General features: G+C 43.6%; 20 protein-coding genes and 1 tRNA gene. 8 read left to right on the plus strand and 13 right to left on the minus strand.

The window, feature by feature from the left end; translation table 11 throughout:
- The 6 genes from mreC to AC1DBT_RS00775 all read right to left on the minus strand — a co-directional run bounded on the left by mreC (nucleotide 1) and on the right by AC1DBT_RS00775 (nucleotide 7,783).
- Nucleotides 1-1,047 (minus strand): rod shape-determining protein MreC, encoded by a 1,047-nt coding sequence (gene mreC / locus AC1DBT_RS00750; protein ID WP_480018204.1) that lies wholly within the window; start codon nucleotides 1,045-1,047, stop codon nucleotides 1-3.
- Between the two features lie 21 nt (nucleotides 1,048-1,068).
- Nucleotides 1,069-2,112 (minus strand): rod shape-determining protein MreB, encoded by a 1,044-nt coding sequence (mreB, locus tag AC1DBT_RS00755; RefSeq protein ID WP_480018205.1) that lies wholly within the window; start codon nucleotides 2,110-2,112, stop codon nucleotides 1,069-1,071.
- Nucleotides 2,113-2,153: 41 nt separating this feature from the next.
- Nucleotides 2,154-3,473, minus strand: a complete 1,320-nt coding sequence (locus AC1DBT_RS00760) for a tetratricopeptide repeat protein (RefSeq protein WP_480018206.1) — start codon at nucleotides 3,471-3,473, stop codon at nucleotides 2,154-2,156.
- 26 nt (nucleotides 3,474-3,499) lie between these two features.
- Nucleotides 3,500-4,033: a peptidylprolyl isomerase gene (locus AC1DBT_RS00765; protein ID WP_480018207.1), complete on the minus strand. Its 534-nt coding sequence runs from the start codon at nucleotides 4,031-4,033 to the stop codon at nucleotides 3,500-3,502.
- A 129-nt stretch (nucleotides 4,034-4,162) separates the two neighbouring features.
- Complete coding sequence (locus AC1DBT_RS00770; protein WP_480018208.1) at nucleotides 4,163-5,185, minus strand: zinc ribbon domain-containing protein; 1,023 nt, start codon at nucleotides 5,183-5,185, stop codon at nucleotides 4,163-4,165.
- Between the two features lie 153 nt (nucleotides 5,186-5,338).
- Nucleotides 5,339-7,783: an HAD-IC family P-type ATPase gene (locus AC1DBT_RS00775; protein WP_480018209.1), complete on the minus strand. Its 2,445-nt coding sequence runs from the start codon at nucleotides 7,781-7,783 to the stop codon at nucleotides 5,339-5,341.
- Nucleotides 7,784-7,938: 155 nt separating this feature from the next.
- Between AC1DBT_RS00775 and AC1DBT_RS00780 the strand changes: the two genes are divergently transcribed.
- The 8 genes from AC1DBT_RS00780 (at nucleotide 7,939) to aroQ (ending at nucleotide 16,531) form a co-directional block, all read left to right on the plus strand.
- Nucleotides 7,939-8,015: transfer RNA gene (locus AC1DBT_RS00780), tRNA-Arg, on the plus strand.
- Nucleotides 8,016-8,033: 18 nt separating this feature from the next.
- Nucleotides 8,034-8,999 (plus strand): prephenate dehydrogenase, encoded by a 966-nt coding sequence (locus AC1DBT_RS00785; RefSeq protein ID WP_480018210.1) that lies wholly within the window; start codon nucleotides 8,034-8,036, stop codon nucleotides 8,997-8,999.
- Nucleotides 8,996-10,108 (plus strand): 3-dehydroquinate synthase, encoded by a 1,113-nt coding sequence (gene aroB / locus AC1DBT_RS00790; RefSeq protein ID WP_480018211.1) that lies wholly within the window; start codon nucleotides 8,996-8,998, stop codon nucleotides 10,106-10,108. The genes AC1DBT_RS00785 and aroB overlap by 4 nt, the downstream gene beginning before the upstream one ends.
- A gap of 155 nt (nucleotides 10,109-10,263) precedes the next feature.
- The gene (gene aroA / locus AC1DBT_RS00795) at nucleotides 10,264-11,616 is read left to right on the plus strand and encodes a 3-phosphoshikimate 1-carboxyvinyltransferase (RefSeq protein WP_480018212.1); all 1,353 of its coding nucleotides are present in this window, start codon (nucleotides 10,264-10,266) and stop codon (nucleotides 11,614-11,616) included.
- Nucleotides 11,616-12,788 (plus strand): chorismate synthase, encoded by a 1,173-nt coding sequence (aroC, locus tag AC1DBT_RS00800; RefSeq protein ID WP_480018213.1) that lies wholly within the window; start codon nucleotides 11,616-11,618, stop codon nucleotides 12,786-12,788. Before aroA ends, aroC begins: the two co-directional genes overlap by 1 nt.
- Nucleotides 12,789-12,797: 9 nt before the next feature.
- Nucleotides 12,798-13,958 carry a bifunctional chorismate mutase/prephenate dehydratase gene (locus AC1DBT_RS00805; RefSeq protein WP_480018214.1) on the plus strand — a complete coding sequence of 387 codons (1,161 nt, stop codon included), beginning with the start codon at nucleotides 12,798-12,800 and terminating at the stop codon, nucleotides 13,956-13,958.
- A gap of 2 nt (nucleotides 13,959-13,960) precedes the next feature.
- Entirely contained in the window at nucleotides 13,961-15,238 is a 1,278-nt protein-coding gene (locus AC1DBT_RS00810; RefSeq protein WP_480018215.1) for a shikimate kinase, read from the plus strand.
- Nucleotides 15,239-15,448: 210 nt separating this feature from the next.
- Nucleotides 15,449-16,531, plus strand: coding sequence for a type II 3-dehydroquinate dehydratase (gene aroQ, locus AC1DBT_RS00815; protein WP_480018216.1), 1,083 nt, complete (start codon nucleotides 15,449-15,451; stop codon nucleotides 16,529-16,531).
- Nucleotides 16,532-16,538: 7 nt separating this feature from the next.
- Here aroQ and AC1DBT_RS00820 read toward each other — a convergent pair whose 3' ends face one another.
- The 7 genes from AC1DBT_RS00820 to plsX form a co-directional block, all read right to left on the minus strand.
- Nucleotides 16,539-17,357 carry a TrmH family RNA methyltransferase gene (locus AC1DBT_RS00820; protein WP_480018217.1) on the minus strand — a complete coding sequence of 273 codons (819 nt, stop codon included), beginning with the start codon at nucleotides 17,355-17,357 and terminating at the stop codon, nucleotides 16,539-16,541.
- A 17-nt stretch (nucleotides 17,358-17,374) separates the two neighbouring features.
- Nucleotides 17,375-18,856 (minus strand): signal recognition particle protein, encoded by a 1,482-nt coding sequence (gene ffh / locus AC1DBT_RS00825; protein WP_480018218.1) that lies wholly within the window; start codon nucleotides 18,854-18,856, stop codon nucleotides 17,375-17,377.
- Nucleotides 18,856-19,767, minus strand: a complete 912-nt coding sequence (gene ftsY / locus AC1DBT_RS00830) for a signal recognition particle-docking protein FtsY (RefSeq protein WP_480018219.1) — start codon at nucleotides 19,765-19,767, stop codon at nucleotides 18,856-18,858. Before ftsY ends, ffh begins: the two co-directional genes overlap by 1 nt.
- A gap of 12 nt (nucleotides 19,768-19,779) precedes the next feature.
- Nucleotides 19,780-23,346, minus strand: a complete 3,567-nt coding sequence (smc, locus tag AC1DBT_RS00835) for a chromosome segregation protein SMC (protein ID WP_480018220.1) — start codon at nucleotides 23,344-23,346, stop codon at nucleotides 19,780-19,782.
- Between the two features lie 126 nt (nucleotides 23,347-23,472).
- Entirely contained in the window at nucleotides 23,473-24,174 is a 702-nt protein-coding gene (gene rnc, locus AC1DBT_RS00840) for a ribonuclease III (RefSeq protein ID WP_303870513.1), read from the minus strand.
- An 18-nt stretch (nucleotides 24,175-24,192) separates the two neighbouring features.
- Nucleotides 24,193-24,429: an acyl carrier protein gene (locus tag AC1DBT_RS00845; protein ID WP_006303034.1), complete on the minus strand. Its 237-nt coding sequence runs from the start codon at nucleotides 24,427-24,429 to the stop codon at nucleotides 24,193-24,195.
- A 123-nt stretch (nucleotides 24,430-24,552) separates the two neighbouring features.
- Nucleotides 24,553-25,542, minus strand: coding sequence for a phosphate acyltransferase PlsX (plsX, locus tag AC1DBT_RS00850; RefSeq protein WP_420027370.1), 990 nt, complete (start codon nucleotides 25,540-25,542; stop codon nucleotides 24,553-24,555).
- Between the last annotated feature and the right edge of the window lie 17 nt (nucleotides 25,543-25,559).

Genomic DNA, 25,559 nt, shown 5'->3' on the forward strand with positions numbered 1-25,559 from the left:
TTATTCCTCTTTCTTGGTTGAGTCAGCGCTCGAATCTGATGTAGATGAGCTCGATTTTGCTGAAGAAGAACTCTTGGAAGAAGAAGCCTTAGAAGAAGACGACGCGCTATCATCAGATTTAACAGAAGTTAGATCCTGATTGGCAACACTATCTTGGGCATCGGCTTCAGAGATATCCTTATCAGTGGCTTTTTGTTCTTCGGTAAGAGAAGTAACAACAAGAACCTCTTCAAGATTTTCGGTAGGCGAAAGTTTTGCTATGTGAATGCTATAATACAGCGATCCTGGTACCTTATCTACCGTTGTAATTTTTCCAAGCGGAACGCCCTTAGGGAAAATACCGCCCAAACCACTGGTAAGAACAATATCGCCCACCTCGGCTTTTAGATTAGAATTGATAAGAGTTAAGCGGATAGTTCCATCCACAGAACCCTGCACAACACCTTGAGCTCTACTAGACTGTATCATTGCTGGAATACTTGATTTTTCGTCGCTAAGCAAACGAACAACCGATGAAGTTGCATTACATTCAATAATTTGACCAATAGCTCCGTTTGAATCCATAACCGGCATGCCAACAGAAAGACCTGAAGTACTGCCCTTATCAATGGTTACGCAATTTTCCCATGAACTGTGTGAGCCCGAAATAATGCGTGCGGCACATGATTGCAAATTATAGGTGCTTTTAAGCGCAAGAAGATCTTGAAGCCTATCGGTGGTTTTCTTTGCTTCTTCGAGCTCGCTTACACGCGCAGATAGCGTAGCATTTTCTTGTTTTAGCTCAGAAAGAGTTTCAGACGAAGCGCCTGCATTACTAAACGCGGTTGCGGCTACTCTAAAAGGAAAGGTAACCAAACTGCCAGCATAATGAATAGGAATACAAAGGGTTCCCACCACACTACGAGCAATTGAAAACGGACCTGTAGCCTGTTCACGGACGCTAAAAGCAAATAAAGTAAGAGAACTTACTACGCAAAAAATAAGAATGCGCAAGCTCAATGATTGAGATTGTTTTTTGAGTCCAACTGTTGAACGCCTTTTATGCATAGGCATTACTTAACACTCCAATTAACTTGAGCTCTGTACAAAACCACCCGAAAGTGCATTTGCTTCCAAAACTTTAGCGCAACCATTAACAACATTTTCCAAAGAAGTAGGACTTACATTTACCGGAACGCCTGTTTCATCGCGTAAGCGCTGATCCAAGCCGCGCAACAAACCACCGCCACCGGTAAGCAAAACACCATAATACATAAGGTCACTTGCCAAATCTGGAGGTGTTAAGTCAAGTGCATCCTTAACGGTTTTGGTAACCTCATCCAAAGGCTTATCAAGCGCGCGACGGATTTCTTCGCTTTCTATACGAACTGTCTTAGGAAGACCGCTCATAACATCGCGCCCGTTTACTTCAACATCAAGTTCTTCGGCAAGAGGAGCCGCCGAACCAACTTTAATTTTAATATCTTCTGCTGTTCGCTCACCAATAGAGAGATTATAGGCATCACGAACATGTTCAAGAATTGTTTGGTCAAACTCGTCGCCGGCGGTACGAATGGATTGCGAAACAACAATACCACCCATAGCAATAACCGCTACTTCGGTAGTACCGCCACCAATATCTACCACCATAGACCCTGTAGGATCTTCAATTGGTAGATCGGCGCCGATAGCTGCAGCCATAGGCTCTTCGATAAGGTAAGCCTGACGTGCACCAGCAGAAATAGTTGCTTCAAAAACTGCACGTTTTTCGACAGACGTAACACCAGATGGCACGCATACAACAACACTTGGACGAGGACTCCAAGGATATCTTCTGGTACCGCGCGCCTTTTCTATAAAGTAACGCAACATTACTTCTGTGACGTCAAAGTCTGCAATAACGCCGTCTTTAAGAGGCCGCTCGGCAGCAATTGAACCTGGCGTTCTACCAATCATACGTTTAGCATCTGCGCCAACGGCTAAAACGCGGTCTTCGCTTTTATCAATAGCTACAACCGACGGCTCGTTAAGTACAATGCCTTGACCACGTACTGCAACAAGAGTATTTGCAGTACCAAGATCGATAGCTAGATCGCCTTCGTATTGACCAAACAATGAATCGAGCAAAGACATGTTATATCCTAACAAACATACACTGATACCAATTTAATCTTCTAGTGGGACGTCTTTTGCGTCTGAGCAGGTGAAGACTTAGCAGCGTATACAACCTCAACGCCGTACACTTTCCACTGAAGGCCTTCACGAACGAACGAAATCTTATAATCTTGCTTACCACCTTTTGAAAGTGAAGCAGTTGCGTATACCAAAGATTCATTCATGCTACGATCGATACCAGTAACACTTACCGAAGACGAACCATCAGGAAGCAAGTTAGATAAATCATCTCGTTGCTTAGGAGTAAGTGACGATGCGATAAGCTCAGAGTTAAGCGAACCTTGGCTTTTAGATGCAAAAAGCTGCTCGGTAACCATTTCTTGAGTAGGCCAACCATAACCTTTATAAAAGGCAAACCCAGCAACGCCAGCAAGAATAAGAACCAAAACCAGCAAAGTTAAGAATACCTTAAGGAACGTATGCTTATGTTTCCTCTTTGCTTTTTGCTCTTTTTTATCTTGCTCAACAAGTTCAGCCTCAGAAAGCGAGAAAAAGCCCGTATCTTCTGGAGATGGCATAAACGTACCCGATTTACCAGTAGGATCAAGTGGATCAATACCTGATGCAGCATAACCAGCCTGAGCCAGCATAGCATCTGTTTGTGATGGTGTTGATCCTGACAGAGCTGCAACTGCTTTTTGAGCACCCTCAAAAGCAGCTTGTGCATCGTCAGACAGTTTAAACGAGCCATCAGATGTAGCCTTAGTAAATGCATCAACCGCTTCATTCATGCGATTTGCTGCAACATAAGCAAGACCAAGTTCTGAATACACCGCATTTTGATCGCTTGCAGGGGATGAAAAATCCAAAGCCGTTCGGTATGCTTCAATTGCATCAACATAGCGCGTTAAAAGCATAAAGCAATGACCAAGTTGTTTAAGAGCAACGGCAGGTTGCGGATTGTTTTCGTCAATTGCCGCACTTCGAAACGAAACACCAGCATCACGCGGATTATTTAATTGCATATATGCACTACCAAGTGCAAGGTAAATCTTATAAGGTGTTTTATATGAATCGTCTTTTAACGCCATACGCAACACGCTTACAGCTTCTGATGGCTTCTTGAGAGCCAATAGTGCCCTACCTCTATTACATGCAAGTGAACCAACGTGACCATAGGATGCATCAGATAAAGCAAGTTCATAGCTTTGGGAAGCAAGCTCAAATAAGCCTTGCTTCATATAAGAATTACCAAGTAAGTGATCTACAACACCGCAAGGTTTACCATCAGCTTTAGCGAGATGCAAAAAATTAATGGCTGCAGAAAAATTACCCTGTTTATAAGCTTGTTTAGCTTGTTCGAATGCCTGATAATTCACGATATCTCCTCACCTCACCTCTCACATTAAACTCTTTCATGCTTAATTACGATATGTTCTATCACATCGCCTTGACGAAGAGCAGAAATCACATCTTTACCTTCTAAGGTTGTTCCAAAGACAGTATATCCTGAATCAAGCATATGTTGTGCGCCTAAACAAAAATAAAATTGTGAACCAGCAGAATTTGGATCTTGAGCGCGTGCCATGGCAAGTGCGCAATCTACATGGGAGTTATGAGGATTGGTTGTAAACTCTTCTTTAATGCAATAACCAGGGCCGCCTGTACCAGGCATACCATCTTTACCCATTGCTCCTTGGGCAACTTCTTCGGAAGTCATATTTCTTGTAAAAGGACAACCTCCCTGAATAACAAAGCCAGGAACAAAACGATGAAACTTAAGATTGTCGTAAAAGCCCTTTTCTGCAAGTTCGCAGAAATTTGCAACATGAATAGGAGCACCTTCGCCATCAAGTTTTACACGAATCTCCCCCTTATTCGTGGTAAAAACTGCAATCTCGTCTCCTTGAAGCTGATAACTTGGTGTATAGGTAGCCATATAATCCTCATTCTTTCCTTGAAAAGCTTATGTCAACTTTTAATCATGTAAACAAACTACATACATGCATCTTATTATATCCTTAAATTTTAACAAGTTGATGCGCTATTCACATTTTCGGCAGATCAATTATTGCGTAGCTTCACGATAAACAGGTTTATATTCTTGATAGTGTTGGTCGAACAGCGTTTTAAATGAACCAGAAGCAGCCTGATCGCCCATAGGAAACACGGCGTTTACTCGCGCAGCGCAGGATTTTTTTCCATAATACTTATAAGCTGTATCCCATCCATGCTTAAGCTTGTCCATATGATTGCGCAGCCAGTTTGAAAGCGAGATCAGATGCGATCTGTCTTGTTGATACGTACCGCTTTCTATATTTGTTGCATTAATTTGTTTTACGGTATTACTAATTTTCAGCGAAATATCATTTGCGGTAGCTATACCTTTTTGTAGGTCGTCTTTCGAAGCTGTTGCATAACTATCACGAAACAGCTTTTCGTTATCTTCTACCGCAGTAGAAAGTTTACCTAACGATTCGTAAGCATCCTTTAACTTATCGTAGGTAGCATCATCGGCAGATTGGGTAACGTCTTCTTGAGCAACACTACTTCTATCTTGGCTTTGAAGCTCATCTTTTGTTCCCGGAAAACCAGCATGTGTTGTATCGGCTGCGACTTTAGCTTTGGTATCGTAAATATTGGGATTCCAAGGGTGGGTAATATAGAGCACAACTCCACTGACAAAAACTACCGCAAAACACAAAGAAACCATAAGAATACGCAAACGCGGCAAGCGGTCACGCACATCATCTGAGCCGTTACCAGTTGGCATACAAGGTATTGCGCTGCCAATTCGAGGAATACTTGTTGTAAGATCGGCCTCGGATAATTCTTGCTCGATATCAAGGGCGCGATCTGTAACGTGCGTATGAGGTGCGCGCGCATTTACCTTTGAGGTAAACACATCACTCACAACAGGACAATTGCAATACGGACACGCGCGCAAACCCGTTGGAACTCTACTGCCACAACGGGCACAATACGATGTAGATTGTTTTGGAAGTGTACGTGTGCAATCCACATCGGCACGACACGAAGGACACCGAAGTGCAGATGAGGCAATATGTGCTCCGCAATTAGGACAAATCACAGCATACCTTTCTTTCCTTAATCAATCTTTGCATATTCATACTACCCTACTTAGCTAAAGCGTAAAACAAGAAGAAAACAAAACAAATCATGCGGTAATTTCATTCTTAGATGATACGCCTGCAAAGGCAAGGCTCTCTATACATGCGTACACTTACTTAGAGGCACGCTTGAGCGCGTCAAATGTTCTTGTCGAAGTTGCGCGCTTTACCAGGCTAAAAAATCCATCAAGTGCTTTATGCTCAACCGTTGCTTTATACAATACATGAAAAAGCACCAGGCCACACGCCGACAAACCAGCACATAAACCAAGTTCGGACATACCCAACACACCAATGCGCAAGAAGTCATGCAAGAACGTACAGCCTACAAAGACAAGTGCTATACACAATACAAGAACAGCACTACGAAGCTTATTAAGCGGCAACGATATTTTATAAATAAGCGCAATTCCAACCAATGCCATCTCTATCATGCACAGCGTAGACATGGTTTCTTGAGGTATCTCAAACACGCGACATAAAATCATGGTCACCATAAGTTCACCAACAATTGCAGCTGAGGCAGGCAAACTTCTCTCAAAAACATTGACCACAAACGAGCCGCGCACGCGTTCGTGGTTTACCTCAAGCGCCAATAAAAATGAAGGAACACCAATAGCTGCCACGTTAATCAATGACATTTGAATGGGGATAAACGGATATGGTGGAATAAGCAAACAAACCAATGCTAACAAAGCAGAATAGACGGTTTTAGTTAAAAAGAGTGCAGCTGAACGTTGCAAATTATTGATGGAGCGTCTACCTTCAGACACAACGTCAGGCAAATGCGAAAAATCATTATCAGCTAACACAAGCTCAGAAACATTACGTGCCGCAGCTGAGCCCGAAGACATTGCCACCGAACAATCTGCTTCTTTAAGAGCTAGTACATCGTTTACGCCGTCACCAGTCATAGTTACACAATGTCCAAGCGTTTGCAGGGCGCGTACAAGTTTGCGTTTTGCAGCAGGCGTTACGCGGCCAAAGATGTGATACTTAGCAGCAGCAGCCAAAAAATCCTCATCGCGCGAAAGACTCGTGCAATCAACATAATCTTGAGCAGCAGCTACCCCAACTTCTCCCGCAATATGAGAAACGGTTTTTGGGTCATCGCCAGAGATAACGCGCACATCCACACCTTCGCGTGCAAAATAAGCAATTGTTGCAGCTGCACTTGGACGAATTTCTTCGCGAATTGTTACAAAACCAAGTACAACAATATCCGCACCAGTTCCTATGAGCGCCCCTTGTTTGTCAAAACCCGGTGCACGACCAACAACCAACACGCGATGCGTGGGCGCAAACGTATTAAGCACATGCTGATATTTGTGATATTCATCGCGCAGAACAAATTGAGCAGCTCCCATAACAAGAGCTTCACCTGCAGCAGTTACGCAACCCGAAAATTTAGTACGCGAGGAAAACGCAATAACGCGCGAAATTTCAGCAGGTTTAACGTTTTGCTGAGAAATTGCATGCATGAGCGCGCGTGCTGTTTCGTTAGAAGAATCTTTACCAGCATATACGATAGTTGCCAAAGCCTGTGTAAGCTCGGCGCAAGCAGAGCTAGAATCATTTCCGCTAGCGTCACACATATGAGCTAACTCCATAGAACCTGTAGTAATCGTACCAGTTTTATCCAAACAAACAACATCTGTTCGCGCAAGTGTTTCTACACAATAGCTTTGCTGGACTAAAACCTGTTTGCGCGCCAACTTGGTAGTTGCAATGGCAAAAATGGTTGAGGTGAGCAAAACCAAACCTTGCGGAATCATACCTACCGTAGCTGCAACAGACTGTAAAATTGCGTCGTCGTAGGACCTGCCACTAAAAAAGTAAATGCGCACAAACAAACAAATTCCTAAAGGAATCAGAATACAGGTTGAAAAGCGAATAATCATACGCACGGTATCAAGTATTTCGGAGCGAACGGGTTTAAGATATTTTGCCTCGGAATTTATGCGTGCAGCATAGGAGGAAAGGCCAACCTTGGTAAGACGTAAAACAATGCTTCCTGAGTCAACAAATGAACCAGAAAGAATGGTGCTACCTGGCTTTTTCTCAATGGGGTTGCTCTCTCCTGTAAGCAGGCTTTCGTCCATAGATGCATAGCCCTCGACAACCACTCCATCGGCAGGAACTTGATCGCCACGCGACAAAAGCACCAGATCATCGCGAACGATATCTTGAATACCAACTTCTATAACGCGCCCTTCGCGGCGTACGCGCACGAGCTTGGTGGTAAGAATAGAAAGTTTATCAACTAAAAGTTTGGCACGAATCTCTTGAAACACGCCTATCCCTAAGTTAAGCGCAACGATAACCATAAAAAGAATGTTTCTAAATTCATAGGTAGTAAGCACCAAGAACGCAAGAAATAAATTGACTACATTGAAAAGTGTCAATGCGTGCTTTGCAAAAATCTGAGGAATTGAAAGTGTTTTGACATCGGCATTAACGTTGCTTAAACCTTGAGATACTCTTTGTGCAACCTCGGCTGCACTAAGCCCTGGATTGGGTGTTTCATCGGCTATCGTAGATGAAGATTTAACACTCATGCACGCTCCTTATACACCTATACAAAAACAACTTGATAATATTTCATAAGTTTGCACTAATATCGTGACATTTAAGAAAAATAAATAAATTACTAACAAAGTACGTATAATCAGGTACCATAGTGTCATGCAAATACGTCTATGTACAACAACGCGGCTCCATAGCTCAGTGGATTAGAGCGTTCGCCTCCGGAGCGAAAGGTCGCGGGTTCGAACCCCGCTGGAGTCACCATTTTTTGAGGTGATATAGGTGGCGCGTTTAAATCCACAACAAACAAGTTCTTCTACCTTTGTCACTCACACCCCAACACGCGCAGAAAAATCCCCACAAGACAAGCCGTCTACCTGTGAGCATACAACGTCATTTATTCCTGGTGCCGTAGGAATTGTAGGACTTGGTCTTATTGGTGGATCGTTTGCAAAAGCACTTTGCCAGGACGCGCAAAAACTCTATCTCTTTAATAGAAACCAAGAAGTTATGAAGCAGGCATGTGCGGATTGTCACGCGCTTGCGCTTGATAATGAAAACATATCTAAGTGCGAACTTATCATTTTGGCAGCTTATCCTCATGCAAATGAAACATGGCTTGAGCAACACGCATCCCAAATTTCGCCAGATGCTCTTGTCATTGATACGGGCGGTGTAAAAAGAACTACCTGCAAGCGCTGTTTTGCACTCGCGCACGATTATCCATGGGAATTTATTGGTTGTCATCCCATGGCAGGAACGCAATATTCAGGCTTTGCGCATGCGCGCGCAAACATGTTCCACCATGCTCCCATGGTGGTAGTTTTCCCCGATTCGTACACCTCTGGGCAACAAGAACAGTTGTGCTGGCGCCTACAAAAGCTCCTAGCTTCGTGTAAGTTTGGAAGTTATCGCTGCACAAATGCTCAATTTCACGACCAGCAAATTGCATACACTTCTCAACTTGCTCACGTTGTTTCTAATGCTTATGTTAAAAGTCCTGCCGCACAAGCTCACAAAGGATTTTCTGCTGGTTCATATAAAGACCTCACCCGTGTGGCAAGGCTTAATGCCGATATGTGGACCGAGCTCTTTTTGGCTAATAAAGATAATCTTTCACACGAGATAAGCCTTATGATCTCTCATCTACAAGAATACAAAGACGCCTTAGACACCGCAGATGAACACATGCTTCATCGTTTGCTCGCGGAAGGCGATGCTTTAAAGAAGAAGGCAGAACAATCATGAATAACCTTACCACTGTACCGGTATCAACACCTTCGCACTCGTATAAGGTGTATGTTGGCTCAGCTTTTTACGATTCCATAGGAAACTATCTCGTGCCTCTTATGAAAGCTACCAAAATTTGCATCGTGAGTGACGATCATGTATATCCTCTGTATGGATCTTGTATTACGCAGTCGCTTACAAACGCAGGTTATCGCGTATCTCATATAGTAATTCCTCATGGTGAAGCACATAAAAATATTCAGACACTCTCGTTTATCTTAGAAGAGCTTGCAGCAGGCGAACTTACGCGCGACGATGCAATTCTTGCGTTGGGCGGAGGTGTTGTAGGTGATATTGCAGGATTGGCATCTGCTGTTTACCTACGAGGAATTAAGCTCATCCATGTGCCAACCTCGCTGCTATCAATGGTTGATTCTTCGATAGGAGGAAAAACCGCTATTGATCTTAAAGCTGGCAAAAATCTTGCAGGCACCTTTACACAACCTGTTGGCGTTTTTGTAGATACGTCTGTTCTTACTACCCTTGATCAAAAGCTTTTTTGTGATTCATGGGGTGAAATTCTTAAATATGCAGTTATTGCCGACAAAAACCTGTGGCATCTCTTAGCTACTCATAATCAGGTGAAACTCTACGACAAAGAGCGCACTCAAGGAACGTCTCAAGACCTACACCAACTTGGTGAAATTATTAAACGCTGTATCGAAATAAAAAGTTCTGTTGTAAGTAAAGACGAAACTGAAGGCGGTTTAAGACAGATTCTTAATTTTGGACACACCATAGGTCATGCCATTGAGGCAGCTATGAACTTTGAACAAGGGCACGGATCATGCGTTGCAGCAGGTATGTGCTGTATCGCACGCGCCGCCTATCACGAAAATCTGTGTAGCGCGCAAACAATGAACGAAATTATTAACCTTGTACGTACCTATCAACTCCCAACTACTACCAATATAGAAACAGATGTTCTCTACCACTATGCAACACACGATAAAAAACGCCATGGTAATTCGATAAATGTTGTTATCCCCCAAGAAATTGGACAGGTATATATTCAGCGTATGTCGCTCGACGAATTTAAGGCATTTCTTTCGTATGCGCGCGCATAGCTTAAGCGCTCGCCTAACTTATGCGTCTCAGCTTACAAAGCGGCGCAAAATGTCCGCGTCTTAGATACTCTTATCAACAACAATTACGCGGTCAAAAATGGCTACAAATCGAGTATGATGTAATGAATGAAAATTGATAAAAGTTCGAGGTTTACATGAATGTAGTTATTCAACCGCATGGTTTACAAGGTACCGTAAGTGCAATAGCGTCTAAGTCGATGGCACACAGACTTCTTATTTTAGCTGCCTCAACATCTGCGATTGTAGATATAAATTGCTCAAGTACCTCAGATGATATACAAGCAACCATTGAGTGCTTAGAAGCGCTTGGTGCATGTATTACTCGTACCACCTTAGGGTATCGTGTGCGCGGCATGTTTTTTGCAAGTCAAAGCTCTCTCGCAGATGCCAAAGCTGCATTCACAGATAACTTAAGCGCAACAGGTGATACCCCAGTCATCCTCAATTGTGGTGAATCTGGTTCAACACTTAGGTTTATGCTTCCCGTAGTTGCTGCGCTTGGAAAGCATGCATATTTTGTTGGTCAAGGAAGACTAGCTACGCGCCCCCTTGAGCCTTTGTATTCTGAACTTTGTGCTCACGGGTGCTTCTTATCCGAACAAGGAGCGTTTCCCTTAGAAATAAAAGGAAAGCTCTCAGGCGGTGTGTTTCATATACCAGGTAACGTTTCGTCACAATATATAAGCGGACTCTTACTGGCAGCAGGAATTGCACACCTTCATCTAGAAATTATCGTTTCAAAGCCGTTCGAGTCAAAATCATATGTAAAGATGACAATTGATGCGCTTCAACAGTTTGGAATCAATGTAGCACAAACGCAAGAGCACGATGAACAAGGGCAGGAGTTTATACGTTTTAGTGTAGATAAACAAACACTGTCCTTGCCACGACAGTCTTTAACCGTTGAAGGCGATTGGTCGGGAGCGGGTTTTTGGTTATGTGCAGCAGCTTTGGGTAATCCTTTGCGCATGAGTGGGCTTTCACTTACATCTTCACAAGGTGATAAAGCAATTCTGGCGTGTTTGGCAGCTTTTGGTGCGCGTACACAAAAAACTGCATCGTATATCGAAGTTGGCTCAAAGGCACTCAGACCTGCAACGCTTCCACTTGACGATATAGTTGATTTAGCACCGCCTTTAGCGGCACTTGCATGTTTTGCAAACGGAACCACCAAACTTACGCATGCATCGCGTTTGCGGCTTAAAGAGTCCGATAGAATTTTAAGCATAACCACAACCCTGCAAAACATGGGTGCAGATATAAGCTCTGACGCTGATACCATCTACATTCATGGCCACGGTATGCTTGACGGTGGCGAAGTTGAGTGTTTTCGCGATCACAGAATTGCCATGATGGCAACCATAGCAGCTGCGTATGCTCAACACCCTACTACGATATATGGCGCCGAATGCGTGCGAAAATCATATCCAACCTTCTTTGAAGATTTTGTACAGTTAGGTGGATATCTAGAAACAAAGGATGACTAATGCCTTCTCAATTTGGAACAACACTGACTGTTTCGGTATTTGGACAATCACACAGCGAAGCTATCGGATGCGTTATTAACGGCTTTCCTGCTGGTATGAAGCTTGATAGAGAACTTCTTGCCAAGTTTTCCGCACGCAGAAAACCAGGAAGCGCTCCGTGGTCAACACCTCGTCAAGAAGCCGATGAGATACATTTTGTAAGCGGACTTAATAAATCAGATCAAACATGCGGCGCCCCAATATGTGCTTTTATAGCTAATACCAATACACGCGCAAGCGCTTATAAACCACTTGAACATATCTATCGCCCAGGACACGCCGATTTTTCGGCCGATCAAAAATGGAAGGGTGTACAAGATATCTACGGTGGCGGACATTTTTCGGGAAGACTTACCGCTCCTTTATGTATTGCAGGCGCGCTGGCAAAGCAATACTTAAACTCAAAAGGCATACGTGTATATGCCCATATATCATCAGTTGGTGATGTATACGATACGAGCTTTTGTGCCTTTGATACCACAGAAAACGGTCAACAGACGCTTGCAAACCAGCTACGCCATTTAGAGGAGCTTCACACACAAAGCTACCAAACGCACAAGCAAAACCTCAGCACCCTTAATGCAGACACGGCTCATCATATGCAAGAACTCATTGAAGCCGTACATCGCGATAAAGACTCCATAGGTGGAAGTATTGAGTGCGTAGTATGTGGGGTACCCGAAGGCGTGGGCTCACCCATGTTCGACGGACTTGAGAACATGTACGCACGGGCGTTATTTGGCATACCTGCAGTTAAAGGCGTTGAATTTGGAAAAGGATTTGGGGCTTCTACTATGCGCGGCTCTATGCATAACGATGCATATTTTTGGGATGAAACGCATAAGCACGTGGTAACTCATACTAATTTTGCTGGAGGTATGTTAGGTGGCATAAGTACGGGAAATCCTATATTGGTGCACGTAGGCATTAAGCCAACGCCTAGTATTGCGCGTCTGCAACATTCGGTAGATACGCAAAATGGCAAAGAAGTAGATTTAGCAATCCACGGGCGTCACGATCCTTGTATTGTACCGCGCGCGTGCGTGGTAGTAGAGGCAGTGTGCGCACTGGTAACACTTGACGCTCTTATAAGCTATCCTGCAGGTACGAGCACGCTCAACAACAACGCATAGAAGGATCATATGAAGGCAAACGACGATACACTCACTGCACAAAGAGATCAAATTGACGCAATAGATACTAAGCTTGTGCAGCTCATAACGCAACGTTTAGACTGCGTACAAGCCATTGCTGCCTACAAAAAGGAACACGGTTTAGCTGTGCTTGATAGCAATCGCGAGCGCCGTGTGCTGGAGCGCATTGCCGCCATGACTCCGCAAGATCTTATCGAGCCCATGCAAACACTGTTTCAGATTATTATGCACATTGCAAAAATACGTGAATATACGCATATGAACTCCGAAACATCAGAGCTTATGCGCATAACCAAGGCCATACAGAAAAACTCCAACCAATTGTTTCCTGCGTTTGCTCATGTAAGTTGCCAAGGAATTGAAGGGGCTTATCAGCAGCTTGCAGCAGATAAGCTGTTCAAGCATGCAACACTTAACTACTATCCGCATTTTGAAGACGTGTTTCAATCAATAGAAGACGGCGTATGTACCTATGGAGTAATACCTATAGAAAACAGCTATGCAGGGTCGGTTAACCAGGTGTTTGAGCTTATGCACCGCTATCAATTCTCAATTGTAAGAACATGCAGGCTTAAAATTGAGCACAATCTTTTGGCAAAAGCTGGAAGTACGCTTGAAACTATTAAACACATCTATAGCCACGAACAAGCACTTGCACAGTCTTCTCATTTTATTGATACGCTCAAGCATGTTGAAATTCACACGGTAAAAAATACCGCTGTTGCTGCGCAAATGGTGGCATCGTCACCAGATTCAAACTGTGCCGCACTTGCAAGTAAAAACTGTGCGGAAATTTATGGTTTAGACGTGCTTAAAGAAGATGTCCAAGATAGCAGCAACAACTACACGCGCTTTGCGTGTATCGCACGAAACCTCGAAATTTTCCCAGGAGCAGATCGCACATCGCTTATGCTGATAGCGTCGCATAAACCGGGAAGTTTATACAAAATTCTTGCAACGTTTTATACCTTGGGCATCAATATTATAAAATTGGAAAGTAGACCAATCCCCAACCACGACTTTGAGTTTATGTTCTATTTTGATATTTCGTGCTCACCTTTAGCTCCAGAGTTTCCTCGCCTTATGGAAACACTTACGCAAGAATGTGTTGAGGTTCGCTACTTGGGTAGCTATACGGAGGTTATATAAAAATGGCTCAAAATACAACAAAAATTTATGGTCTGTTGGGGCAAACGCTTAAACATAGCTGGTCGGATGTAATTCATAAAGAGCTTGGCTCATATCCATATAGCTATTTTGAAAAAGAGCCACATGAAGTTGAAGACTTCATAACTCATGGAAACTGGGATGGTATAAACGTTACCATTCCATATAAACGCGCTGCGTATGAGTGTGCAGATAAAGCCGACGAGCTTGCATGTCGTTTAGGTGTTGCTAACACGCTCGTAAAAAGAGACGGATGCGTATATGCATATAACACCGATGTGTATGGTTTTTCGTGGTTACTTGAACATTTTTGTACAACGCAGCTCAAAAGCAGCGTAGAAGACGTCATTGCTCAGCGCGACGTCTTGGTATTAGGAGCAGGAGGCGCTTCTCAAGCCGTTCAGGAGGCCTTGCGCGCCTATAATGCTTGTATTCATGTGGTAGATCGCGAGGGCGAGCTTACCTACCAAACCATGTATGAGCGCGTGCCCAACGCAGTGCTTATTGTTGGCGCAACACCTGTTGGTATGTATCCCAACTGTCCTGCTTCGTTGATAGACACAGGTGGACTTGCAAAATTCTCTCAGCTCAAAGGCGTTATCGATGTGGTCTATAATCCCAGTATTACAGGAATTTGCCTTAATGCCGAGCGCCTTCATATCCCCTACCAAACAGGACTTCCTATGTTGGTAGCACAAGCCGCAAAGTCTTCGGAATACTTCCAAAATACACGCATAGATACAAAGGTCATTACACGTATAAGCACCAAGCTTATGCATCAACAAAAAAATATTGCCTTTATTGGTATGCCAGGCGTTGGAAAAACTTCTTGTGCGCGTTGTATAAGTGCCTCTACAGGACGTGAGTTTGTAGACTTAGACGAAGAATTTGAGCAACACTGGCATACGCGTCCTGCCGATTTTCTCAAATCCGCAGGTGAACAAGCATTTAGAGAGAAAGAGTCTGAGCTTCTTGAAACCTATAGCAAACAAAGCGGTTTGATTATTTCGTGTGGTGGCGGAATTGTATGTAGAGATAGTAATTACCAATACCTTCACCAAAATTCTGTGATTGTGTATCTCACACGCCCCTTAACCTCGCTTTCAGTGAAGGATCGTCCATTATCGCAAGCAAAGGGATTACAGCAACTTTATGAAGAACGTAAAGAAGCGTACGAACGTTGGGCCGATGTTGTGCATAATTGTTTAGGCTCTGCACAAAAAGATGCCCAAGCACTGATCAGTCGACTGGATATTGCGTAAAAGCACTATGGGGTTTTCTACATCAAGCTTACGTATCCTCTGTGAAGGTGTGCGCGGAGCATGAACTTTTGCGCTTCTAAAAGACTTAACCTACGTTAAGCCTTTTATTTTGCGCGCTGGCGTATAAAAATCTTGCTAAGTCAAGCAAACATGAGAAGATTAAACGTAAAGTAGCAACAAGCTTTTGCGTTCTAACAAACGGGGTATATCGTGACCAATGAAGAAATAGCTGCCTCAATTATTGCGTGTTTAGGTGGCACTGGTAACATTCAAAGCAATGCATTGTGTATGACTCGTCTTCGTATACAAATCATCAAACCTTCATTGGTTGATGAAGCAGGTCTTAACGATATATCAGGCGTTTTAGGAAGCCTCAAACTTGGCGATCACGGCATAGAGATTGTATGTCGGCCAACGCTTGTACAAGCAATTTTTGAGTCTTTCTCTCGCTTGACAGGACTTTCTAATAATTTTGAGATCCGTACACGCGCGCGTGTTGGTGCAACCCTTGATAATTCTGAAGCTCTCAAAGTTCAGATAAGCAATCCTAAAGCGTCTGTTCAAAGAACACAGGCACAGCAACTTAAACCTATGCTTCATCAAACCACCTTTGACCCACACCATGTAAACCGTATGACAAGTGAAGCCGAAGAACTTACTAAACTGTTGCTTGAAAACGATAAAAAAATTTCGCTTAATAAAATTGCACATAGAAAAGCTTTGCATACCAGCAATGCAGATGGAAAACAACAAAAGAAAACGCATACCATAGCGTCTGGTGAAAAGGTAAGCACACGTGAGTTCAAGGATCATAAGACCTGTGCCACTGAAGCACTACTTCCCTATCATATTTTAATTTTGAATGGGCCCAACATTAATATGCTTGGTATACGAGAACCTACGCTCTATGGTCGTAGCTCATATGAGCAGCTTATTCAGTTGTGCAAACACACAGCAAAAGAGCTTGGCTTTGCGTCGTGCACATGTTATCAATCTAACCACGAAGGCGATCTTGTAGATATGATTCAGCAGGCATATGGGAACTATCAAGGTATTGTATTTAACCCTGGTGCCTATACGCACACATCTATCGCACTTCTTGATGCGCTTAAAGCCGTAAATATTCCAACAGTTGAGGTGCACATTACAAACATAGATGAGCGCGACGAGTTTCGCAAAATTTCCTACATACGCGCGGCGTGTTTTAAAAGTATTATCGGTGAAGGTATAGACGGCTATAAGCAGGCAATTTGTGCACTTGCAGAAAAACTTGGCAGTAAGCATAGCTCATAGCGTATGTTTAAGAGCACATATCCCAAAATAAAACAGCCGATGACGCAGCAACGTTAAGCGAATCAACACCATGTTTCATTGGTATCATAACCAGCTGATCACATGCATCGATAACAGGTGTTGAAAGTCCTTTTGATTCGTTACCAAAACAAAGCGCACAACGCTTATAATGCGAAAAATCGACATCGCGCACATTTAAGGCGTCTTTGCGTAATGCAGCACCAAAAACCGTATAATCTGCAGCTGAAAGGCAAGAAAACACGTCATAAGGCCAGTTAGAATTAGCCTGTATGATTGGTAATCTAAACACCGTTCCCATAGAAGTACGCACACAACGCCTGTTAAATGGATCGGCGCAGGTGGGCGAACACACCACGGCATCAATACCTAGCGCGCAAGCGTTACGTATAAGCGCACCAAGATTTGACACATCGCATAAGTCTTCCACCACAGCAATACGCGTATAAGAGTGCCAATCAACGGCGGCACTGGACAAAAGCGAAGGTCTACGTACGCATGCATAATATCCACGACATACATTAAAACCTACAAGCTTAGACAAAAGCTCATGAGATGCCACGTATATAGGCACATCGCCTAAAGCTGCAGGCGAGATACTGCGCTCAAGATTGCTTAAATGCTTATCCCATACAAGCACAGATACAACCTCTACATGCAACTCAAAAACAGTTTGTAGCACCAAAAGTGATTCGCAAATGACAAAAGAATCCCCTGGATGAGCAATGTTTTTAAGCTCACGATTTGAAAGGCTGACATAAGGAGCAAGCGCTTGGCCTTCAAGATTGGTAACGCGTTGAATATTCATGGTGCATAAACGCAATTCTAAAAGGGAAACTTGCCATTACCAAAAGGATTCTTGGTAGAGCCCATACCACCAAAATTTCCTAAATTGGGCAAAGATCCACCCATACCCGGCGCGCCAAAGGGATTAGCTCCACCAGATGAGACGCCCATCTGGCGCATCATATCTTTCATCTGACGCAATCCGCGCTTGGCACCTGCGCCACCTTGGGTAAGTTGACGCATTTTGCTCATCATCTTATTCATTTCGCCCCATTGACGAAGCAGCTGGTTAACCTCTTGAACAGTTCTTCCGCTACCTTCTGCAATACGGCGTCTGCGCTGACCGTTGATAATTTTTGGACGCAGTCTCTCTTGTTTTGTCATCGAATAAATAATTGCTTCGATCTGTTTGATTTGAGTTTCGCCCATGGTATCTCCGGCTTGGCGCAGTGCTTTATCGCCACCAGGAAGCGACGAAATAATCTTTTTAATGCCGCCCATTTTTGAAATCTGATGCATTTGATCAAGCATGTCATTCATAGTAAAGCCCTCACGCAGCATGCGTTCGGCTTGCTCGTAATCAGACTTTTGAGCAACTTTTTGAGCTTGTTCGATAATACCAACAACATCGCCCATACCCAAGATACGTTTTGCCATGCGATCGGGATGAAACACCTCAAGTGATGATGGTTTTTCTCCCATAGAAACAAATTTAATGGGTTTACCAGTTACTTCTCTAACCGATAAGGCGCCACCGCCACGTGCATCACCATCGAGTTTAGACATGATAACGCCGTCAAAATCAAGACGTTTAGAAAACTCTTGAACAACGTTTACAATGTCTTGACCTGCCATAGCGTCTACGACCATCAAAATTTGTTCGGGCTTAACAGCATGTTTAATATCTATGGCTTCTTGCATCATTTCTTCGTCAATTTGCAAACGACCAGCCGTATCAACAATGACAACGTCTTTAAGATTGTCTATGGCATCTTGAACTGCCTCTTGAGCTACACGTATTGCATTTGCTCCGTCGCCTCTGTACACACGAACACCAATTTCTTCGCCAAGCGTTTGCAATTGGTCGGCAGCAGCTGGACGATGTGTATCACATGCTGCAAGTAAGGGAGCATGACCTTGACTTTTAAGCAAATAAGCAAGCTTTGCTGCGGCCGTAGTTTTACCTGAGCCCTGAAGACCACAAAGCATAATAACATGAGGGGTTCGATGCGGTGAAAAAGTGAGTTTTGATTCGGTAGTACCTAAAAGCGCGGTAAGCTCTTCCAAAACAACCGCAACAACATTTTGAGCTGCACTCAACGATTGCAATATATCGGCCGTTAAGCATTTTTCTTTGCATGTTGCAACAAAATCTTTTACAACACGATAGTTAACATCGGCCTCAAGCAATGCCATGCGTATTTCTCTCATAGCATCATTGATATCACGCTCGCTCAACATGCCTTTACCGCGCAAATGCGCAAACGTTTCTTGTAATCTATCTGAAAGGTTACTAAACACTATTTTTCCCCTTCGCTTGTACCGACTAAAGCAGCGCAAAATTCGTATGGATCAAACCTCTGCAAATCCTCAATCTGCTCGCCAACACCACAACGAACAATAGGCAGCTTAAGATCGTGAGAAATGCGCAGTGCAATGCCACCTTTTGCAGTGCCATCTAACTTAGTAACTATAATACCATCTAAACTCAACGATTCATGAAACTGTTGTGCCTGAACAAGTCCATTTTGGCCACAGGTTGCATCCAACACGAGTACAATTTTTACGGGCATAGAGGCACGTTTGCGCGAGATCGCAACAACTTTTTGGAGTTCTTTCATTAAGTCAATTGAGGTATGAAGCCTCCCTGCTGTATCAATAAGAACCAAATCGGTTGATTGCGCAGCCGCTTCTTCAAGCACGTCATAACAAATACTAGCAGGATCGCTCCCTCGTTCGCGCGTTACCACGCGCACGCCTGCGCGCTTACCCCACACATCAAGCTGCTCAATGGCGGCTGCTCTAAAGGTATCGGCTCCGCCAATCAAACACGAATGACCCGATTCTTTGCATACAAAGGCAAGTTTTCCAACTGTGGTAGTTTTACCTGCTCCGTTAATACCTACAAATACGATGCAGCCAGGAAAGGTTGAAAACATGTCGTAATCGATGGTATAAAACTCTTGTGCAAGACGATCAATCAGCGCTTGTTGAATTTGAGCAGCTTGTGTATACCCCTTTTGAGCAGCTAAATCACGAAGATCATCGCAGATGCGCGCAGTAAGCTCTGCGCCTACATCTGCCATAACCAAACGATCTTCCAAATCATCCCAAAAGTCATCATCAACGCAGGCGCCCATATAGAAAATTTCACTCAACGCTTCACGCGAACGAGCAAGTCCTGATTTTAATCGCTCAGTAAAATTAAACATGTGATTCCCCTCTTACTTGTTAGTATGCAAAATACCCTCGGTCTGCAAAGCGTCACGTAAACGCTGGCTTACCACGTGGCTTACTCCATCGGCATGCATCGAAACACCGTAGAGCACATCAGCTTCCTCCATTGTTCTGCGTTGATGAGAAATCACAATAAGTTGCGTTGTTTTCTTAAGCTCTTCAATGGCATGTAACAGCTTAGAAAGATTTGCATCATCAAGCGCTGCTTCAATTTCGTCAAATACATAAAATGGAACGGTACGGGTTTTATACACGGCAAACAACAGCGCAAGCGCACACAAGGATTTTTCGCCACCGCTCATAAGCATCATATTGCGAATTTTTTTACCTTGTGGTTGTGCAATTATTTCTAAACCAGCGTCTTGGATCGAATCTTGATCGCAAAGCTCCAAATGCGCTGATCCGCCCGGGAACAAAATGGAAAAAATTTGTACAAAGTTTTGGTTAACCTGCTTAAACGTTTGTAAAAATTGTTCTTTCATTTTGTGTTCAATAGCACGAGTAATTTTTTTGAGCGACTGACGCGCGGACTCAAGATCTTCAATTTGTGAGCTGATATACTCATAGCGTTTTTTGGTGGCTTCGTAATTTTCGGGCGCAGCCGAATTAATGGGTCCTAAAGTATTAAGCTCGGCTTCAATATGAGCAATCTGACGCTCACACATACTTCTGTCTTGAATATGAGGTAAATCAAGCGCATCATCTAACGAATAACCAAATTCGGTAATCTGCGTAAGCGCATGTTTAACTTCAACCTCAAGGCGCGTTTGTTCAACACGAAGATTGGACTCCTGCGATTTTGCGTGTTCAAGCTCTGAAGAACTCTTATCAAGGCGCGTGCGTGCTTCGGCAACGGTTTTCTTAAGAGAAGCAGAGTCCGCCTCGGCAAGCGTAGCTGAACTTTTAAGCTTTTGCGACCACGCTTGAACAAGCTCGAGTAACTGTTGATAGAGATTATACAGCGGCTCAACACGGTACCTCATACGATCAAGCGTAAACGCACTTTGTTCGTACTCGCCTATGGTTTGACTAATAAGCGCAAGGTCTTTATCAATACGCGTGCTACGTGCATCTCGATGGTTTTTTCGCTCCTGCGCACGTGCAAGCTTAAGTTTAAGCTCGCTCACCTCTTTTTCAAGACGATTCTCTAAGCGAGATGTCTCGTTACGTTTTTGCACGCTTTCCTCATATGTATCATGGAGGCTCTCAACTTGAGCGCTAGCCTCTTTAAGTTCATGCGTTTGTTTTTGAAGCTTTTCGCGCGTGAGTTTATCGTCTGATTCAAACGATTGCTGTTTTGTTTTAAGGCGACTCAACTGCTCTTGAGTAAGTTGCTGGTTCTTTTGAATTCGTTCACGTTCGCGCGCAAGCGAGGACGATTCGCCGTTGAGCTGGGCGGTTGTTTGTCTAAGCGTTGCCACTTCAGTTGAAAGTGCAGATATGCGCTCATCAAGAGAGGAGATTGTGGCAGCACATGCATCTTGCTTAGTTTGGATATCTTTTTCTTGCTCGTTTAACGAACGGATGGTTCGCTTAAGAGCAAGCATTGAGACAGAAACAGTATGAATGAGCGAAACACAACGTCCATCGGCGTATAAGCATGAGCCATCTTTTGAAATAAAGGTAAGTTCGGGATATTTTTTGTGCAGCTCATAGGCATGTTGCAAAGTATCGGCAAAAAACACAGTACCCGTAAGCGCAAAAAGTATGCTTTTATACGAAGCATTAACATCCAAAGCGTCAAAAAGCGACGTACCACACTCAGCATACGTAGTGCGAATCTTGTCATGCGCTGTTTGTACATCTGTATCGGTGAGTGTGGGCATTGGATACAAAACAAGGCGTCCTTTTTGAGAAGAACACGAGGTCATCATATGTAATGCCGTATTGGTATCTTTGACGATGAGCATAGACAATACGTCAGACAAATAGGCTTCTACAAGCGTTTCGTACTCGGTTGGAACACGACACACATCTAAAAACGTAGCTAGAATATCTGGCGAAAATGTCTTTTTTACATAGCTTAGGCGCTGCGAAGCATGTTGAGCAGCCTCTACTTGTGAGGTCTTAGCAACAAGCTCGCCGCGAATCTTAAAGAGTTTGCGATCAAGCTCTGCCTTTTGCGTAGATGCTGCTGCTTTTTGTGCAGAAGCCTCATCCAATACATGCTGATTTTGAGAAAGTTCTTCGGTTTTTTCCTTAAGTTGCGCAAGTATTGCCGACATTTTTTCATCGAGGGCAGATTGCGCTTGCTCGTTTTGCTTAATGGTATCTTCTAATTCACCAAGACGCTCAGAAAAAAGTGCTCGCTCGGTTTTAGTCCGCTTTAAGCGTTCTTCTAAAGTAGCAACAGAAATTTGTAAGGCATCACGCTGACGCGTAGCGTGCTTTACCTGGTCATTTAAGCTGTTGCACGTACGAGAATACTCCATGCGCTTAGATTTTGCTGACGCAAGTTGAGGCTCTTTTTCGGCAAGTGAGCCAAGATAAAACTCAATTTCACCATTGGACTCGGCTTGAGAATCCATGAGCTCCTGTTTTTCTTTTAACAAATCCTGCTTGGTGTGTTCTTGCGCGCTCATGTTACGGCGAAGTTCACTTAAATGCTTCACCATATTTTTGCCCTTTTCTTCAAGCAGACGCATATCCGAATCCATACGACCAGCAATATCGTGAAGACGGCGACGTTGTTCGCTTAAATCGCCTACAAACAAGCCTTTCTGTTCAAGCAACACTCTATACGATTCCAGCGACTTTTGAGCCTCTTGTTTTCTAAATTCTAGGAGTTCAACCGATGCATTTGCCTCTTTTAACTCGGATGAAAGCTGCTCATAGCGAGCTTTAAGCGCCGACAAATCGTCTACTGCACACATCGTTTTACTACGCTGTAACACAGAAGTTAACTCACGCGCGCGGTTGGCAACGCCCATTTGTTTTTCAAGGGGAAGCAGCTGTTTATGGATCTCACGTTTAACGTCTTTTATCCGATTAAGGTGAGTTGCCATAAGCTCAAGTTTTTTTTCGGCAAGTTTTTTACGCCGCCGATGCTTTGCAATACCTGCAGCTTCTTCAATTAAATCACGGCGATCTTGAGGCTTTGAAACTAAAATAGCATCAAGTTTTCCTTGCGAAATAATAGAATGTGTTTCTTTACCAAGTCCAGAATCATGCAGAATATCGTTAATATCGCGCAAACGGGCAGCAGCACCATTGATGAGATATTCGCTTTCGCCCGAACGATACATACGGCGCGTAATAGCAACATCGGTAAAATCAATAGGAAGCGTGTGATCAGAATTATTAAGTACGAGCGTTACCTCGGCAAAGCTCACGGCATCGCGCTTGGATGAGCCTGCAAAGATAACATCTTCCATAGCTTGGGCGCGAAGGTTACGCGGACCTTGTTCGCCTAAGACCCACAGCATAGCATCGGATACATTCGATTTGCCCGATCCATTAGGACCCACCACAACAGTTAAGCCAGGGTCAAAAATCATCTCGGTTTTATCGGCAAAGGACTTAAATCCTTTAAGCGTTAAAGACTTAAGATACACAAGCTACACCTCTCACAACGATCAGTATCTCAAATGTAGCATAACGCTTAAAGCGTGTGCGCGTACAATGGTAAAGCGCATTAAAAAAGGCCATGTTTGCGAGCTTAGCTATGCTTACAAAAGACGCTATGCCTCATCATCAACGTCGAGCTTATCTAAAGCCGACAGAGCCGCTATACTTTGAGATTCTTTCTTGGACGAGCCAGTGCCCCTACCCATCAACTCACCATCTACAAAGACAGCAGAGGTAAACTGTGGAGCATGAGCTGGACCTGTTTCGTCCTCAAGCTCATACACAGGCGCAATATGAAAACGCTTTTGGCAAACTTCTTGAAGACGGCTCTTAGGCGAAATAGGATGCTTTGCAAGTTCGGGCACCATGTACGGTGTAAGAGTACGGCGAATAAATTTGACCGTAGGCTCGTAGCCAGCTTCTAAATAAAGTGCACCAACCAGCGATTCATACACATTTTCCAAGGCAGAGGTAAATCCACGCACGCCCGTACCTTTTTCGGAGTCACCAAAGATGATACATTGGCCTATGCCTAATTCCTCGGCAACCATCGAAAGTGTTTTTCCGCTTACCAGTGAAATTTTCATGCGTGTAAGCGCACCTTCATCCATACCAGGAAATTTTTCGAACATATCGGTAGCAACAATAGCTCCCAAAATTGAATCACCTAAAAACTCAAGGCGCTCATACGAAGCAGAAACAGGAAGCCCCTCTACTGCAGAAGGATGTGTAATAGCAGCTTGAATGAGCTTTTTGTTTTCAAAGGTATATTCAATAATTTGTTCCGCATGCTTAATTCGCGCTTCAACAGACATATAAAGCCTCTTTAGTACCTATTGCGCGTTGACAATAGCGTCTACCGCATCGTTTATAGTTTTTATATTTTGTAAAATATCGTCATTAAGTGTAGAGCCAAATTCGTCTTCAAAAGCTGTAATAAGCGATAGAAGATCAAATGAATCTGCACCTAAATCCTTAAATTCTGTTTGAGGAGTTAAAGATTGTTTATCAACATCAAGTTCGGTACTGATAATGTTTGTAACCGTCTCAAAAACTTGAGATGAGTCCATATAAATCTCCTTATTACCTGTAAAATACGTATGCTAAAAAAATTAGTTTAGCAAAGCTTAAAACTATAAATTCTATTTTATAGATAATAACGAGAAAAACATGCTTAAAAGCACGATATACATTTAAGATTCACGGACAAGATCAGAAGCAATTTTGCTGGCTAGATTGCTTCTTATTGCATGAGCACATGCAAGTGTTCCATGCTTAATGGCTGCGACCGAAGTTGAACCATGGCCTATGAGCACCGGTGCTTTAAGTCCTAAAAGCATGGCACCACCTTGTTCTTCTCCAGATAAATCAACCGCGATACGTTTAAGTGCACCTTTTGCCAAAGAAAGACCCACCGCATATCCCATATTTTGAGCGGCTTGACCTTTAAGCTGCGTATACAAATATTTAACGGTGCCCTCGATCATTTTAAGAACAACATTGCCCGTAAAACCATCGGTTACCACAACATCTACCTTGCCTGCCAAGATATCAGAGGATTCACAATTGCCGCTAAACCAAGGGCCTGCCTCGGCAAGCGCTTTGTGAGCTGCAATAACTGCTTCGGAGCCTTTTGTTGGCTCGGTACCATTGGACAAAAGTGCCACAGATGGATCCTTAACATGCAAAATATTACGAGCATATGCACGACCCATATAAGCAAACTGTACAAGCGTAGCTGGACGTGCATCGGCATTGGCACCAAGATCAAGAAAAACTGTTTTTTTACCGCTTAATCCAGGAACTGCATAGGCAATAGCTGGACGTTTAATAGTACGAATACGACCAATTTCCAAAGTTGCTGCGGTAAAAATTGCGCCCGTTGAACCAGCAGAAAAAAATCCCTGTGCGCGACCGTCTTTTACCGCACGGCAACTACACACAATACTGGAATCGCGCTTGGTTCGAACAGCAGTAGCAGGATGCTCTTCCATACCAATAGTTTGCGTGCAAACCAAAGGCTGTGTACGTGCATGCGTAGCACAAAAAGGCTCTACCACTTCAGGTAATCCTGCAACAAGAACCTGAAGCTCGGGGTCACTGACAAGCGCCTGGTGAATACCTTCAAGAACAACATCACTAGGCTCGTCCCCACCCATTGCATCAACGCAAACTGTAACCATGGTCTACTCCAAACTTT

The organism is Fannyhessea sp. C0108B2 (genome assembly GCF_056583915.1).